The organism is Yokenella regensburgei, assembly GCF_003634235.1.
Lineage (GTDB): Bacteria > Pseudomonadota > Gammaproteobacteria > Enterobacterales > Enterobacteriaceae > Yokenella > Yokenella regensburgei.
In genome coordinates this window covers 1,307,737-1,322,060 of record NZ_RBIZ01000003.1, presented here as the reverse complement: position 1 = coordinate 1,322,060, position 14,324 = coordinate 1,307,737, and the positions used below count along the sequence as shown (strand labels likewise).

The window sequence follows — 14,324 nt, the reverse complement described above, 5'->3', positions numbered from 1 at the left end:
GTTGGGATATGATTGTGAACCGGCTCCAGCAGGAACTCATCGATGAAAAAGTATCAGCGTCTCGCCCAGCAAATTACCGAACAGATAGCCCTTGGCGTCTGGCAACCGGGCGATCGACTGCCGTCACTGCGTGAGCAGGTGGTCAGCAGCGGGATGAGCTTTATGACCGTGGGGCATGCCTATCAGCTGCTGGAGAGCCAGGGGCGGGTCGTTGCGCGTCCGCAGTCGGGCTACTACGTGGCACCGCGCCCGGTCAAACCGCAAAAAAGCATGCCGCCGCAGCAGGTGATGGGCGACGAGAGCGTCGATATCAACACCTATATATTTGAAGTGCTGCAGGCGAGCCGCGATGCGTCGGTGCTGCCGTTTGCCTCCGCGTTTCCCGATCCGCGCCTGTTCCCGCTGCCGCAGCTTAACCGCTCTCTGGCGCAGGTGAGTAAAACCGCCACGGCGATGAGCGTGATTGAAAACCTTCCCCCGGGCAACGCTGATCTGCGGCACGCCATCGCGCGGCGTTATGCGCTGCAGGGGATGAATATCTCCCCGGACGAAATTGTGATTACCGCAGGCGCCCTGGAGGCGCTGAACCTCAGCCTGCAGGCGGTGACCGAACCCGGTGACTGGGTGATTGTCGAGAATCCCTGTTTCTATGGCGCCTTGCAGGCGCTGGAGCGTCTGAAGCTGAAAGCGCTGTCGGTGGCGTCTGACGTAAAAGAGGGGATCGACATGCAAGCGCTGGCCCAGGCGCTGCGCGATTACCCGGTGAAAGCCTGCTGGTTGATGACCAACAGCCAGAATCCGCTCGGGTTTACGCTTACGCCTGAGAAAAAAGCGCAGCTGGTGGCGTTATTAACCGAACACAACGTGATGCTGATTGAAGATGACGTGTACAGCGAGCTCTATTTTGGCCGTGAGAAACCGCTGCCCGCCAAAGCCTGGGATCGTGATGACATGACGCTGCACTGTAGCTCGTTCTCCAAATGCCTGGTGCCGGGGTTTCGTATCGGCTGGGTCGCCGCCGGGAAGCACGCCAGAAGGATCCAGCACCTGCAGCTGATGAGTACGCTCTCGACCAGTTCGCCCATGCAGATGGCGCTGGTGGATTACCTGTCGACCAAGCGCTACGACGCGCATTTACGCCGCCTGCGCCGTCAGCTTGCCGAACGCAAACAGCTCGCCTGGCAATCGCTGCTGCGCCACATGCCCGCAGAGGTGAAAATACACCATAACGACAGCGGCTATTTTCTGTGGCTTGAGCTGCCGGAGGGCATCGACGCCAGCAAACTGAGCGTGCTGGCGCTTGAGAAACACATCAGCATAGCCCCCGGCAAGATGTTCTCCGTCAGCAACAGCTGGGCGTCATTTTTCCGCTTTAATACGGCGTGGGGATGGGGCGAAAGGGAGGAAAAAGCGGTTGCAGAGCTCGGCGATATTATTCGCCAGATTCTTGTTTCCTGAACAACTTATTCACGTTGCGAAAGCAACTCCCGCCCGTCAGCATTCTCTTTTTTATCAGCGTTTTCAGCGTAATGCGCGGCTTGTCACAACCTGAGCAAAATTCCTGGCAGCGGCGGGTGCGTCGTCACTCTGCCGTCTACTGTTAATGAGGGAGATATTTTTACGGCACGGCTGCCGCCAGAATTCATTGTGACAGGAGTAAGATTCTATGAGCAAGAAATTTGCCCGCAGCAGCCTGTGTGCGCTGGGAATGACCGTGATTGCCGCGCAAGCCGCAGAGCCGCCAACGACGCTTGATAAAGGCGAAGGGCGGCTGGATATCATCGCCTGGCCGGGCTATATCGAACGCGGCCAGACGGATAAAAACTACGACTGGGTCACCGCGTTTGAAAAAGAGACCGGTTGTGAAGTCAACGTCAAAACCGCCGCCACGTCCGACGAAATGGTCAGCCTGATGGCGAAGGGGGGCTATGACCTGGTGACCGCCTCCGGGGATGCCTCTTTGCGTCTGATTATGGGTAAACGCGTGCAGGCGATTAACCCGGCGCTGATCCCTAACTGGAAAACCCTCGATCCACGCCTGGTGAAAGGCGGCTGGTTTAACGTTGGCGATAAAGTCTACGGTACGCCGTATCAGTGGGGCCCGAACCTGCTGATGTATAACACTAAAACCTTCCCGACGCCGCCGGACAGCTGGAACGTGGTGTTTGTGAAGCAAAATCTGCCGGATGGCAAAACTAACCAGGGCCGCGTACAGGCCTACGATGGTCCTATCTATATCGCCGATGCGGCGCTGTTCGTGAAAGCCACGCAGCCGCAGCTGGGCATCAAAGATCCGTATGAGCTGACCGAAGCCCAGTATCAGGCGGTACTGAAGGTGCTGCGCGATCAGCACGGTCTTATCCACCGCTACTGGCACGACACCACCGTGCAGATGAGTGACTTCAAAAACGAAGGCGTGGTGGCCTCCAGCGCCTGGCCGTATCAGGCCAACGGCCTGAAGGGTGAAAACCAGCCTATCGCCACCGTATTCCCGAAAGAGGGGGTTACCGGCTGGGCGGATACCACCATGCTGCACTCCGAAGCAAAACACCCGGTCTGCGCTTACAAATGGATGAACTGGTCGCTGACGCCAAAAGTACAGGGCGACGTTGCGGCATGGTTCGGCTCGCTGCCGGTGGTGCCGGAAGGCTGTAAAGCCAGCACCCTGCTGGGCGATAAAGGCTGCGAAACTAACGGCTACAACTTCTTCGACAAAATAGCGTTCTGGAAAACACCGGTGGCGGAAGGCGGGAAATACGTGCCTTACAGCCGCTGGACGCAGGATTACATCGCCATTATGGGCGGGCGCTAACGCCGCAGGAGTGTAGTATGACGTACGCAGTAGAATTTCAGGACGTCTCGCGCCTGTACGGGGACGTACGCGCCGTGGATGGCGTCAGTATGGCCATCCGCGACGGCGAGTTCTTTTCTATGCTGGGGCCGTCCGGCTCCGGCAAAACCACCTGCCTGCGCATGATTGCGGGGTTTGAACAGCTTTCCGGCGGCTCAATTGCCATTTTTGGCAAGCAGGCGAGCGAGCTTCCGCCGTGGGAGCGTGACGTCAACACCGTGTTTCAGGACTACGCGCTGTTTCCGCACATGTCGGTGCTGGAGAACGTCGCCTACGGGCTGATGGTGAAAGGTATCGACAAAAAAACGCGGCTTGCCCGCGCCCAGGAAGCGCTGGAGAAGGTGGCGCTGGGCTTTGTGCGCGACCGCCGTCCATCCCAGCTTTCCGGTGGTCAGCGTCAGCGCGTGGCGATTGCCCGCGCGCTGGTCAATCAACCGCGTGTATTGCTGCTGGATGAACCGCTGGGCGCGCTGGATCTCAAACTGCGCGAGCAGATGCAGCTGGAACTTAAAAAGCTGCAGCAGGAACTCGGTATCACCTTTATTTTCGTCACCCACGATCAGGGCGAAGCGCTGTCGATGTCCGATCGCGTTGCGGTATTCAATAACGGGCGCATTGAGCAGGTTGATTCACCACGTGACCTGTACCTGCGGCCGAAAACCCCGTTTGTGGCCGGATTTGTCGGCACCTCCAACGTCTTTGATGCCGTCATGAGCGAAAGACTGTGCGGAATGCCGGGGACCTGGTCGCTGCGCCCGGAGCATATTCGTCTCAATGAAGGCGGCGAGCTGCAGGCGAACGGCGTGGTGCAGGCGGTGCAGTATCAGGGGGCGGCAACCCGGTTTGAAATAGCGCTCGACGGCGGCGGCAGGCTGTTGGTCAGCCAGGCCAACTTCAGCGGCGGCATTCTGCCGGCCGGGCCGCAGCCGGGGCAGAACGTGCTGGCATCCTGGGCACGCGATGCGATGGTTCCCCTCGACGGAGGGAGGTGAAATGGAGATGAGCGTTTCACCGGTTTCCTCACCCTCATTACTTAGCCGTGTATCAGGCCTGTTCTGGCGCAGGCCATCGCTGGGCCTGTTTCTGCTGTTGCTCGGGCCATTGATGTGGTTTGGCATCGTCTATTTAGGTTCGCTGCTCACGCTGCTGTGGCAGGGGTTCTACACCTTCGACGACTTTACCATGTCGGTAACGCCGGATCTGACGCTCGCCAACCTGTGGGCGCTGTTCAACCCGGCCAACTACGACATTATTATCCGCACGGTGGTCATGGCGCTGGCGGTGACGATTGCCAGCGCGATTCTGGCGTTCCCGATGGCCTGGTACATGGCGCGCTACACCAGCGGTAAATGGAAGGCGTTCTTCTATATTGCGGTGATGCTGCCGATGTGGGCTAGCTACATCGTGAAAGCCTACGCCTGGACCCTGCTGCTGGCGAAAGATGGCGTGGCGCAGTGGTTTTTAAGCCACATGGGGCTGGAAGGGCTGCTGAATCAGTTTCTCCTGCTGCCCGCGGTGGGCGGCAACACGCTGTCAACCTCCGGGCTCGGGCGTTTTCTGGTGTTCGTCTACATCTGGCTGCCGTTCATGATCCTGCCGGTACAGGCGGCACTGGAAAGACTGCCGTCCTCGCTGCTGCAGGCTTCTGCCGATCTCGGGGCGAAACCGTCCCAGACCTTCCGTTTTGTTGTGTTACCGCTGGCCATTCCTGGCATTGCCGCCGGGTCGATTTTTACCTTCTCGCTGACGCTCGGCGATTTCATCGTGCCGCAGCTCGTCGGACCGCCGGGGTATTTCATCGGTAACATGGTCTATTCTCAACAAGGGGCGATAGGCAACATGCCGATGGCGGCGGCGTTTACGCTGGTGCCCATCGTACTGATCTCTCTTTATCTGGCGTTCGTGAAGCGCCTGGGAGCCTTCGATGCACTCTGAACGCGCACCCTGGTTCCTCAAACTGGCGGCGTGGGGCGGGGTCATTTTCCTCCATTTCCCGCTGGCGATTATCGCCATCTACGCCTTCAACACCGAAGATGCGGCGTTCAGTTTTCCGCCGAAGGGGCTGACGCTGCACTGGTTTAGCGTGGCCGCCAGCCGTGGTGACATTCTGGATGCGGTGACGTTGTCACTTAAAATTGCCGCGCTGGCGACGCTGATTGCCCTGGTGCTTGGCACTCTGGCTGCAGCGGCGCTGTGGCGCAGCACGTTCTTTGGCAAGAACGCTATCTCGCTGTTGCTGCTGCTTCCCATCGCGCTGCCGGGGATCATCACCGGTCTGGCGCTGCTGACCGCGTTCAAGGCCATCAACCTTGAGCCGGGCTTCCTGACCATCGTCATCGGCCACGCCACCTTCTGCGTGGTGGTGGTGTTTAACAACGTAATTGCACGTTTCCGTCGTACCTCGTGGAGTCTGGTTGAGGCGTCGATGGACTTGGGTGCCAACGGCTGGCAGACCTTCCGCCACGTTGTGCTGCCTAACCTGGGGTCAGCGCTGCTGGCCGGGGGCATGCTGGCGTTTGCCCTGTCATTTGACGAAATCATCGTGACCACCTTTACGGCAGGTCACGAGCGGACTTTGCCGCTATGGCTGTTGAACCAACTTGGCCGTCCTCGCGACGTGCCCGTAACTAACGTGGTAGCGCTGCTGGTGATGCTCGTTACTACCGTTCCAATTCTGGGAGCCTGGTGGCTGACCCGCGATGGCGAAATGGTCGCCGGTAGCGGGAAATAAGTGAAAAGTAAGGAGTGAGTGATGCAACATAAATTACTGATTAACGGTGAACTGATTGCAGGTGAAGGCGAAATGCAACCAGTGTACAACCCGGCAACGGGAGAAATTATTCTCGAAATTGCGGAAGCCACCGCCGCACAGGTAGATGCGGCGGTACGCGCCGCCGACCGGGCATTTGTTGAGTGGGGGCAAACCACCCCAAAAGCACGTGCTGAACTGTTACTGAAACTGGCTGACGCTATCGAAGAACACGCCGATGAATTTGCCGAACTGGAATCGCTGAACTGCGGTAAACCGCTGCACTGTGCGCGCAACGACGAGCTGCCGGCGGTGGTCGACGTATTCCGCTTCTTTGCCGGGGCAGCGCGCTGCCTGAACGGCATGGCGGCCGGAGAATACCTTGAAGGCCACACCTCGATGATCCGCCGTGACCCGATAGGCGTTATCGCCTCTATCGCGCCGTGGAACTATCCGCTGATGATGGCGGCCTGGAAACTGGGGCCTGCGCTTGCCGCCGGTAACTGCGTGGTGATTAAACCCTCTGAAATTACGCCGCTGACCGCGCTGCGCCTCGCTGAGCTGGCGAAAGATATCTTCCCGGCAGGGGTCGTGAACGTCCTGTTTGGCCGTGGTAAAACCGTGGGCGATCCGCTGACCGGTCACGAAAAAGTGCGCATGGTGTCGCTGACCGGCTCCATCGCCACCGGCGAACACATCATTCGCCATACCGCATCATCGATTAAACGTACCCATATGGAGCTGGGCGGCAAAGCGCCGGTCATCGTCTTTGACGACGCCGATATCGATGCGGTGGTGGAAGGGGTTCGTACCTTTGGTTTCTACAACGCCGGGCAGGATTGTACCGCCGCATGTCGTATTTACGCGCAGAAGGGCATTTACGATCGTCTGGTGGAAAAACTCGGCACCGCTATCTCCAGCCTGAAAATTGGCGCGCCGGATGACGAATCCACCGAACTGGGCCCATTGAGTTCGCTGGCTCACCTTGAGCGCGTAAGCGCCGCCGTGGATAAAGCGCGTCAGCTAAGCCACATCACCGTGGTTACCGGCGGTAGCAAAGCGGAAGGCAAAGGCTACTGGTACAAACCGACGCTGCTGGCGGGTGCGCGCCAGAATGACGAAATTGTGCAGCGTGAAGTGTTTGGCCCGGTGGTGAGCGTCACGGTATTCGACGACGAAGCGCAGGTGCTGGAGTGGGCGAACGACAGCCAGTACGGCCTGGCGTCATCGGTGTGGACCCGCGACGTAGGCCGCGCGCACCGCATGAGCGCGCACCTGCAGTACGGCTGCACCTGGGTGAATACCCACTTTATGGTGGTAAGCGAAATGCCGCACGGCGGGCAGAAGCTCTCTGGTTACGGCAAAGACATGTCGATGTACGGTCTGGAAGATTACACCGTGATCCGCCATGTGATGATTAAGCACTAAGACCGCTCCCCCCAAAGCTGCAATGGCGATGGGGGGAAACCAATGTGTGTTAGCTGAACACGTTAAATCTGAAGCAAAGCATGCTAATCAGCAGGAGCGCCGCGACGACGTTGATTACCGCTACGGTTTTACTGGAGACGTCCATAACATCACCTCTTTGATTTGACCTCCTGTTATATAGTCGTGTATTCCGGGTTGCGCAATCGGACAAAGGGTGAGATTGATTAAAATCAGACTTCTTACACTTTTTAACATTTTTCCCCGGCTTTACTTGATGGCTGTCAAAAAAAGAGGCATAGTGCGGCCGTTTTATCTCCAAGGAATGGCACTTCCCCCATGACGCTGTACCAAAAAATGCTGATCTTCTACGCCATCATGGCGGCGATCTGCGCCTTTATTACCTGGTTTTTGACCAAAGAATCCCTGTGCATTCGTCTGATTGCTGCTCTGCTGATAGGGGCGACCTGGCCTTTTAGCTTTCCGGTTGCGCTGCTGCTCTCTCTGTTCTGACGAAGGTAGTCAAATATTCCAGTGATGGCGGCAATCTCTGCTTACAAAAACTATTCCACATGTTCCTTATGGTATTTGTAACTGGATTTCGATAGGTCTATGGTGGTTTTGTTTTCTGAAACAAAACTTTAATGGAGCTGTCTATGAAAATCTCAGTACTTGCCTCAGCCATAGCGTTGTTAAGTATGGGGCAGGCAATGGCGTGTACCACCATTCTGGTCGGCGATAAAGCCTCGGACGACGGATCGTTTATTGTTGCCCGTAACGAAGACTATTCGGCAACGAACGCCAAGCATATGGTTATCCACGAGGCGGTAGATAACCAACAGGGCGAATTCAAATCCCACAGCAACGATTTCACCTGGCCGCTGCCGAAATCCGCCATGCGCTACACCGCCATTCACGATTTTGATACCCAGGATAAATCGATGGGGGAAGTGGGCTTCAACTCGGCGGGAGTCGGGATGAGCGCCACGGAAACCATCTATAACGGTAAGCCTGCGCTGACGGCCGATCCTTACGTCGAGAAAACCGGGATCACCGAAGACTCCATTCAGACGGTGATTCTACCGGTGGTGAAAACGGCGCGCGAAGGGGCGGAAATGCTCGGTAAGATTATCGAGCAGAAGGGTGCCGGTGAAGGATTCGGCGTTGCGTTTGTCGACAGCAAAGAGGTCTGGTACCTCGAAACCGGCAGCGGCCATCAGTGGCTGGCGGTGCGTTTACCGGCCGATGAATATTTTGTCTCTGCCAATCAGGGACGTTTACGCCAGTACGATCCCGCAGACACCGCCAACTATATGGCCTCGCCTACGCTGCTGAGCTTTGCGGAAAAACACGGGCTGTATAACCCGAAAGACGGCGCGTTTGATTTCCATAAAGCCTATTCCCAGGATGTCGAAAACGATGTGGTTTATAACTATCCGCGCGTCTGGACGTTACAGCACATGTTCAACCCGGCGCTGAAAACCACCGTTGAAGACGGGAAAAACTTCCCGGTATTCCTCAAACCTGAGAAAAAAATCAGCGTCGCGGATGTCAAACAGGCTCTGCGTAACCACTATCAGGGCACGTCTCACGATCCGTATGCCAACAACAATCCGAAAGAACTATGGCGGCCGATCTCCGTTTTCCGCACGCAGGAATCGCATATTCTGCAGGTAAGACCGAATCTGCCGAAGGCGATTGGCGAAGTGCAGTACGTGGCCTACGGCATGTCGACGCTTGGGGTGTACGTTCCCTATTATCAGGGGATGAGCCATTATCTGCCGGGCTATGACAAAGGCACCGATCAGGCGAGCGACGACTCGGTGAACTGGAAATTCCGCAAACTGCAAACCCTGGTAATGCAGGATTACAACGCCTATGCGCCGGACGTGCAGCGCGCGTATCTGGCGTTTGAGCAGCAGACCGCCGAGAAGCAGAAAACGATGGAGCAGGAGTATCTGAAACTGTATAAATCGCAGCCGAAAAAAGCGCAGGAACTGCTGCAGAGTTTTGAAGATAAAACCATGCAGGACGCGCTGAATCTTACCGACAGCCTGACAAATCAGGTGTTCAGCAAAATGACGCACGCCACGGACATGAAATACCACTTCGAAGGGGCGTAACGCCAAGAAGGGCCTGTCTTACCGCGTGACGGTAAGACAGGTCAGGCATCAGGAAAAATAGCCCTGTAGCTGGCGGCGTGCCTCGGGAGAAATATCATGAGGATGCTGCCAGCCGGCGTTTTCAGTGGCGCGGCTGTACAGCGCTACCAGCCAGTCATAGACATAGCGGGTGGCGGCGTGGACCGGCTGTTCTCCAAGCTGCGTCAGGCGTGTGCGGGTATCCGGCGCCTTCAGAGCAAAAATGGGGCTACCTTTCGCAATACGGCTCGCCGGACGCGTTTGCGCGGGCATTCCGGCATAATCAAACCAGGCAATAAAGTTACCGATAGTGGCGCGCAGCTGCGCGGCGCTCGGATTTTCGCTGCGCATCACCTGCTGCAGCCGTGCGGGCAGGCCAAGACGGTAGCTGGTGACGATAATGCTTTCAGCCAGCTGATGCAGCACGTCCGCCGATAGCCCACTCTGGGCGGCAATTTCCTGGCGGCGGCTCCACTGGCGCAGATAACGCACCCACAGCGCATGGGCCAGGGTACCGGTATCCTGGTCGTCGGCGGCGGCGAGCGCGCCGTCTTCCGGTTGAGCAAACAGATCCACGCTTTCGCTGAATAGCCCGGCGACTTTCTCTTCGCGCGGCTGCTGCGCCTGACACAGCGCTTCAAACGCCTGTAGCGGCGGCAGCAGGCCTTCGAGCATTTCACCTAACACCGCCGCCCGCGCCTGGAGCTGACGCACGATGTTTTCCGCCTGGGTCTGCATGGTGGCAGCGTCCTGATGTGCCGGGTTGAGATACTGGCTCAGCAGCGCGCGGGCATTGCCGTGGAGTTCACGTTCAATCAGCTGTAAACGCGCATCACGCAGCGTCGGGTTCAGCGCCTGCATTAGCCATTCGGTTAAACGCTGCAGGCTGCTACTGTCCAGCGCCTGTAACGTTCCCCAGCGCTGGCCCGGGTGCTTAATCAGCTGCTGCACGGCTTCATCGAGGTTTTGTTTACGGGTGAAGCGGTGATCCTGCGGGGTGATCGCCCACACCAGGCCCGGCAGGGCGCTTTCCTGCATCGGCTGCGTTTCCGTGACCCACTGCACCAGCGTTCGGGCAATGGACGGCGTTTGTGAACGTTGCACGCTGGCGTTGCACACCAGCAGCACGTCCGGCTGCAGCTGCTGACGGTAGCTATCTAGCAGCCACAGGCACTTGGTTTGCCACAGCGGCGCGTTGGCTCCCGGAGCGGCGGCCGGCATGTCGAGGATATCGATATTGCCAAGGCTACCGGCCTCTACCGGCAGAGTCAGCTCGCGGGTCAGCAGTGCCAGCTTTGCAAGCGGCAGGCTGATGGCGTTGAGCAGTTTACCGTTGTGCAGGGGATGAACGACCACTTCATCGTCCAGCTCGAACTCCGGGGTCAGAAAACCTTCGGCTGGCAGGGCGAAGCTGTCTACCAGCAGGCTCAGCGGCGCGGCAATCTCGCGGGCGTTTCCCGCCTGATGCAGCGTGTGTGCCAGGCTCAGCCACTGCTGGGTTAAGCCCTGGTGTTCTCCCCACAGCAGAGACCATGCGCTGGCGCGGGCGCTGAGATCGAGCGACGGAATAAGCTGCGCAAACTGGAACCACAGGTCGTCATCCATCTGCTGGCGAGACGTGGGTACGGCCTCCTGCCAGAAGCGGGCAATGGCGGCCACTTCCTCGCGGGTGATGCCGGGCACCTGTTGCGGCTGGCGCAGCGATTGCCAGGTTGCAATACGGGCGACAATGGCGCTTTTACTGACCGGGCGGATCTCCGTCTGGGTTTGCGCCTGGGCGATAAACAGCTGCACCAGCTCCGCCTCGCTTAAGAGCGTAAGGCGCAGCGGGAAGGCGTCGTCAGGAGGCGCCGCGTGCGGACTAAAACGCAGCGCCATGCGGGTTACGCCGTGGCCCGGATTGATGTGGGTAAACCAGTCGAGGGTTTTCACTCCAACATGAATACTGAGATGTCCGCTCGGGCTGTCGCACAGCGTGGTCAGCAGATGCGCTTTTGCTTCCTGAGAATGACCATACAGGCCAATGGTCAGGGGACGCGTGCGGGCGTGCTGTACCGCCTGCTCGCGATGACGCAGCGCCAGCAGGCGTGTGAGCAGGGCGTTGGCATCGTTGTTCAGAAGCAAGGCGTGGCTGCGTGTGGTTTCGGTCCACGTAATGACCTTCTGTAAAGCACTCATTTCAGGTATACGCTCCCGCTATCAATCCAGTAGTGGCTGCCGGTATGTCGGCGATCGGCCAGGGTGTTCAGTTTTAAGGTCAACGCATCGGGGGCCACCGCCGTGCCGTCCTGCAGCCAGGCATCGGCCAGTTCGAAGGACTCCGGGGCCTGGTGCTTGCCGCCGCCTGCCAGCGTTAAACGCACGTGCAGCACGCCGTCTCCGGCAATGGCTTTTGCCAGCTCCGGGCTATTGATGCTGAGGGTGTACAGCGGCGTGGCGGGCCAGCGGGCGTTGGTCAACTGGCGGAAGCCAAGCGTGACGTTACCGCGCAGCGGGAAGTGCAGCCTGGCATCAACTTTCGCGCCAGGCATATCGAGGTCGATGTCCGAATACCAGACGTTCTCCTCGCGCAGGGTGTTCACCACGTTGTCGAGCACCCCAAGGTAACGCACCGTGGAATATGCGCCAATATCCGCCGCTTTAAAGTTGAAGCGCGGCAGACGCAGATCCAGCGCCAGGCTGCAGAGCATCGCTCCCACGGCCGCCGTCGATTTCGGATTACCAATCTTGCCCTGCTGGTTGAAGGGATACCATTCATGGACATGATATTTATCCAGCCACACCATCCGGCTTGCCGGCACCGGCTGCAGATGACGGATCAGCGCCTGCACGCCGGGCAGGCAGCCAGGGCGTCCGGTCACCAGCAGCACGTCGCAGTGATAATGCGAAATGGCTTCACACACCGCATGCAGCGGTGAAGCAATCGTGAACTCACCTTTCAGCATGGCCTGCTGCAGGGTGCTGAAGTTCACCTGCAGCGGCACGTCCAGCAGCGAGAACGGCTCGGCGTTGGCCGGAAGCGCATGTTCAACCGCGTGGGTGATGTAGTTCATGACGTTGCGGGTCGGCTGCTGCTTCAGCAGTTCGCCGAAGGTGGCGTACAGCCCGGCGAGCGGATCGCTGGTGTCACTTTGCTCCCAGGCCGCAAGAATGGCGTGACCCACCGGCATAAACAGCTGTAGCGCGGTTTGCTGGCGCAGCACCGCCTGGGTATCGATACGCCCGGAATCACCAAACAGCGTTGCCATCAGCGCAGGCGCATCGGGGATGCCGCACTTCTGCAGGTGAGTTTGCAGCGCTGGCAGCACGCAGCGCTGAATAATATCGAGCAGGATATCGTCCCCGGCGACCTTAAACCCTTCGCGGAACAGCAGCTGTGGGGTGATTTTTACGTTGCTGCCGGTACCGTCGTCGAGCTGGTACTGGGTGATGGCCATATCGGTCGTGCCACCACCAAGATCCACCGAAGCCACTCGCAGGGTGCGCCCCGGACGCTCTCCCTCAGCCTCGGTGCGATCCGGGCGAGAAAGGGCGGCAAAGAAGGCTTCGGTCTGGCCGCCGTAGTGGGAAACCGCTTCGTTATACAGCCACACCAGCTGGCCGCAGCTGGCTTCGTCCCATTCCATCTGGATGCGTGGAACCGGCACCACGCTGTTACGTTGCTGCGAGGGGGTTGCGAAGTCGTCATCCTGCGGGTGCCAGCCGAGTGATTTCCACACCAGCGCAATCGCTTCAAACATACGGCGGCGGAAAATCTCGCGCTCCTGCTTCGGCATTGCTGACGGCAGCGTCAGAATAATGGTGCGCAGCTGGCGCGGTGAAGAGGGGAACCCAAGACGCAGACGCGTGGCCACGCTATTGATCTGCCCCAGCGCCTGGGCCAGCAGTTCGCAGAGCATATGGGTCATCAGCGTACTGCGGCTGTACTGCGGTGAGAACACCGGCAGGCGGTCTTCCGGCGGCAGCGTAAACAGCGGCTGACCGTCGTCGTTCATCAGGTTCATCAGCGGGAAGGCGGTGGCCAGCGGTTCGCGCTGCGTTTTGGCATTGATCTGGCTAAAGCGCCAGTCCTGCACGGTGGGGGTTTCATCCCACAGGTAGCGGCGCGGGCTGGAAAGGCCGCTGTAACCGTCGGTGCCGAGGCGCTGCATGGCGAGCTTGCGCGCTTCGTCACCGACGCGAACGATAGAGGGCCAGACGAAGGCATCGTCGCGGCCGCTCTCTACCGAGCAGTGCTGTTTACCAAAGCGTGCTTCGCAGAACTCCACGCGGCTGGTGAACATCGGCTCGTTCAGATACTGCGGCTCCGTCAGCGAGCGGACCTGCAGTTCGGCGGTCTGCCGCAGGCCGTCGTTGGCATCGCCATGATCTTCAATGATCACCCCGCAGGTATGGGTGTTACCCACGTCGAGGATCAGATCGACCGGAATAGCCGGCGTGCTGAGGGTGGCGGTGACGATTTTAATTTCCGGTACCGCCAGCTGTTCGCCGAGCAGAGTCAGCACATTGAGCCAGTGACCCTGGTACTCGAAGCTGCGCAGGGCCTGGGTTACTTCGCGATCGGTACGGTCTTCCTGCTGGTTGACGTGCTGGGTGAAGACTTCCCGCAGCCAGCCGTCAATCCACGTCTGGTCGAGGAAATCGGCAATTTCCTCGTCGCGCCAGGCGAGGGCGAAGCGGGTGCCGTTGAGAATATCGTTCTCAACCGGGGCCAGCGCCGCCGGGCTTTCGCTGCTCATCTGGCTGTCGAAGGCGAGGGTGACGCGGTGCGTGTGCCCGGCGCTGTCCGGCTCGGCGAGTTTGCGGATCTGCATCCTGGCCCAGTTGTCCGGGCCTTCCACGAAGGTGCGAGGTGGATTAAAGCGGAAGAACGGCAGCGGCAGCCACAGGCCGTCCAGCACCCCAAGCGATTGCTCAAGCGTCAGGGTGGTTTCCGGTTTCACGACTTCCGCCTGTTCGCCGTTGCGGGCGGGCAGCGTATAGCGTCCGTTGACCAGATCATAGTCGAGGCGCAGCAGCGGCCCGTTGGCGGTTTTACGTACGAAGCGTCCGCTGTGCAGCGACTCCTGCGGCGTCAGGCCGAAGTCGAGAAACTGCACACCGCTGTTGGCAATAAGCGTAACGCTCTGTTTGTAATCGCAAAGTGTAACCAGCATAA

General features: G+C 58.9%; 11 protein-coding genes. 8 read left to right on the top strand and 3 right to left on the bottom strand.

All coding sequences use genetic code 11. The features are described from left to right. Positions 1 to 42: 42 nt before the first annotated feature. From C7387_RS06540 to patD, 6 genes are all read left to right on the top strand, one after another. Positions 43 to 1,458 carry an aminotransferase-like domain-containing protein gene (locus C7387_RS06540; RefSeq protein WP_120816334.1) on the top strand — a complete coding sequence of 472 codons (1,416 nt, stop codon included), beginning with the start codon at positions 43 to 45 and terminating at the stop codon, positions 1,456 to 1,458. Positions 1,459 to 1,666: 208 nt separating this feature from the next. Beyond that, positions 1,667 to 2,812, top strand: a complete 1,146-nt coding sequence (gene ydcS / locus C7387_RS06535) for a putative ABC transporter substrate-binding protein YdcS (protein ID WP_120816333.1) — start codon at positions 1,667 to 1,669, stop codon at positions 2,810 to 2,812. A gap of 17 nt (positions 2,813 to 2,829) precedes the next feature. Next, positions 2,830 to 3,843 (top strand): ABC transporter ATP-binding protein, encoded by a 1,014-nt coding sequence (locus tag C7387_RS06530; RefSeq protein WP_120816332.1) that lies wholly within the window; start codon positions 2,830 to 2,832, stop codon positions 3,841 to 3,843. 1 nt (position 3,844) lies between these two features. Then, positions 3,845 to 4,786, top strand: a complete 942-nt coding sequence (locus C7387_RS06525) for an ABC transporter permease (protein ID WP_051860999.1) — start codon at positions 3,845 to 3,847, stop codon at positions 4,784 to 4,786. After that, entirely contained in the window at positions 4,776 to 5,582 is an 807-nt protein-coding gene (locus C7387_RS06520) for an ABC transporter permease (RefSeq protein WP_006819883.1), read from the top strand. The genes C7387_RS06525 and C7387_RS06520 overlap by 11 nt, the downstream gene beginning before the upstream one ends. 21 nt (positions 5,583 to 5,603) lie before the next feature. Then, positions 5,604 to 7,028, top strand: a complete 1,425-nt coding sequence (gene patD, locus C7387_RS06515; RefSeq protein WP_006819884.1) for an aminobutyraldehyde dehydrogenase — start codon at positions 5,604 to 5,606, stop codon at positions 7,026 to 7,028. Positions 7,029 to 7,077: 49 nt separating this feature from the next. Here the strand turns inward: patD and yncL are convergent, their stop codons facing one another. After that, positions 7,078 to 7,173 (bottom strand): stress response membrane protein YncL, encoded by a 96-nt coding sequence (gene yncL / locus C7387_RS23360; protein ID WP_071777529.1) that lies wholly within the window; start codon positions 7,171 to 7,173, stop codon positions 7,078 to 7,080. A gap of 191 nt (positions 7,174 to 7,364) precedes the next feature. On the opposite strand from yncL, the gene C7387_RS06505 reads away from it, so the two are divergent. Beyond that, positions 7,365 to 7,538, top strand: a complete 174-nt coding sequence (locus C7387_RS06505; RefSeq protein ID WP_006819886.1) for a GhoT/OrtT family toxin — start codon at positions 7,365 to 7,367, stop codon at positions 7,536 to 7,538. A gap of 143 nt (positions 7,539 to 7,681) precedes the next feature. Continuing rightward, positions 7,682 to 9,148 carry a C69 family dipeptidase gene (locus C7387_RS06500; protein WP_120816331.1) on the top strand — a complete coding sequence of 489 codons (1,467 nt, stop codon included), beginning with the start codon at positions 7,682 to 7,684 and terminating at the stop codon, positions 9,146 to 9,148. Between the two features lie 48 nt (positions 9,149 to 9,196). Here the strand turns inward: C7387_RS06500 and C7387_RS06495 are convergent, their stop codons facing one another. Together C7387_RS06495 and C7387_RS06490 are read right to left on the bottom strand one after the other, a co-directional pair. Then, positions 9,197 to 11,344, bottom strand: coding sequence for a virulence factor SrfC family protein (locus C7387_RS06495; RefSeq protein ID WP_120816330.1), 2,148 nt, complete (start codon positions 11,342 to 11,344; stop codon positions 9,197 to 9,199). Next, on the bottom strand, positions 11,341 to 14,322 hold the full coding sequence (locus tag C7387_RS06490; protein ID WP_038257671.1) for a virulence factor SrfB: 2,982 nt from the start codon (positions 14,320 to 14,322) through the stop codon (positions 11,341 to 11,343). Before C7387_RS06490 ends, C7387_RS06495 begins: the two co-directional genes overlap by 4 nt. Between the last annotated feature and the right edge of the window lie 2 nt (positions 14,323 to 14,324).

Bases quoted from the DNA above. Each gene is read 5' to 3' on its own strand.
- C7387_RS06540 (WP_120816334.1), top strand. From the start codon at position 43: ATGAAAAAGTATCAGCGTCTCGCCCAGCAAATTACCGAACAGATAGCC.
- ydcS (WP_120816333.1), top strand. From the start codon at position 1,667: ATGAGCAAGAAATTTGCCCGCAGCAGCCTGTGTGCGCTGGGAATGACC.
- C7387_RS06530 (WP_120816332.1), top strand. From the start codon at position 2,830: ATGACGTACGCAGTAGAATTTCAGGACGTCTCGCGCCTGTACGGGGAC.
- C7387_RS06525 (WP_051860999.1), top strand. From the start codon at position 3,845: ATGGAGATGAGCGTTTCACCGGTTTCCTCACCCTCATTACTTAGCCGT.
- C7387_RS06520 (WP_006819883.1), top strand. From the start codon at position 4,776: ATGCACTCTGAACGCGCACCCTGGTTCCTCAAACTGGCGGCGTGGGGC.
- patD (WP_006819884.1), top strand. From the start codon at position 5,604: ATGCAACATAAATTACTGATTAACGGTGAACTGATTGCAGGTGAAGGC.
- yncL (WP_071777529.1), bottom strand. From the start codon at position 7,173: ATGGACGTCTCCAGTAAAACCGTAGCGGTAATCAACGTCGTCGCGGCG.
- C7387_RS06505 (WP_006819886.1), top strand. From the start codon at position 7,365: ATGACGCTGTACCAAAAAATGCTGATCTTCTACGCCATCATGGCGGCG.
- C7387_RS06500 (WP_120816331.1), top strand. From the start codon at position 7,682: ATGAAAATCTCAGTACTTGCCTCAGCCATAGCGTTGTTAAGTATGGGG.
- C7387_RS06495 (WP_120816330.1), bottom strand. From the start codon at position 11,344: ATGAGTGCTTTACAGAAGGTCATTACGTGGACCGAAACCACACGCAGC.
- C7387_RS06490 (WP_038257671.1), bottom strand. From the start codon at position 14,322: ATGCTGGTTACACTTTGCGATTACAAACAGAGCGTTACGCTTATTGCC.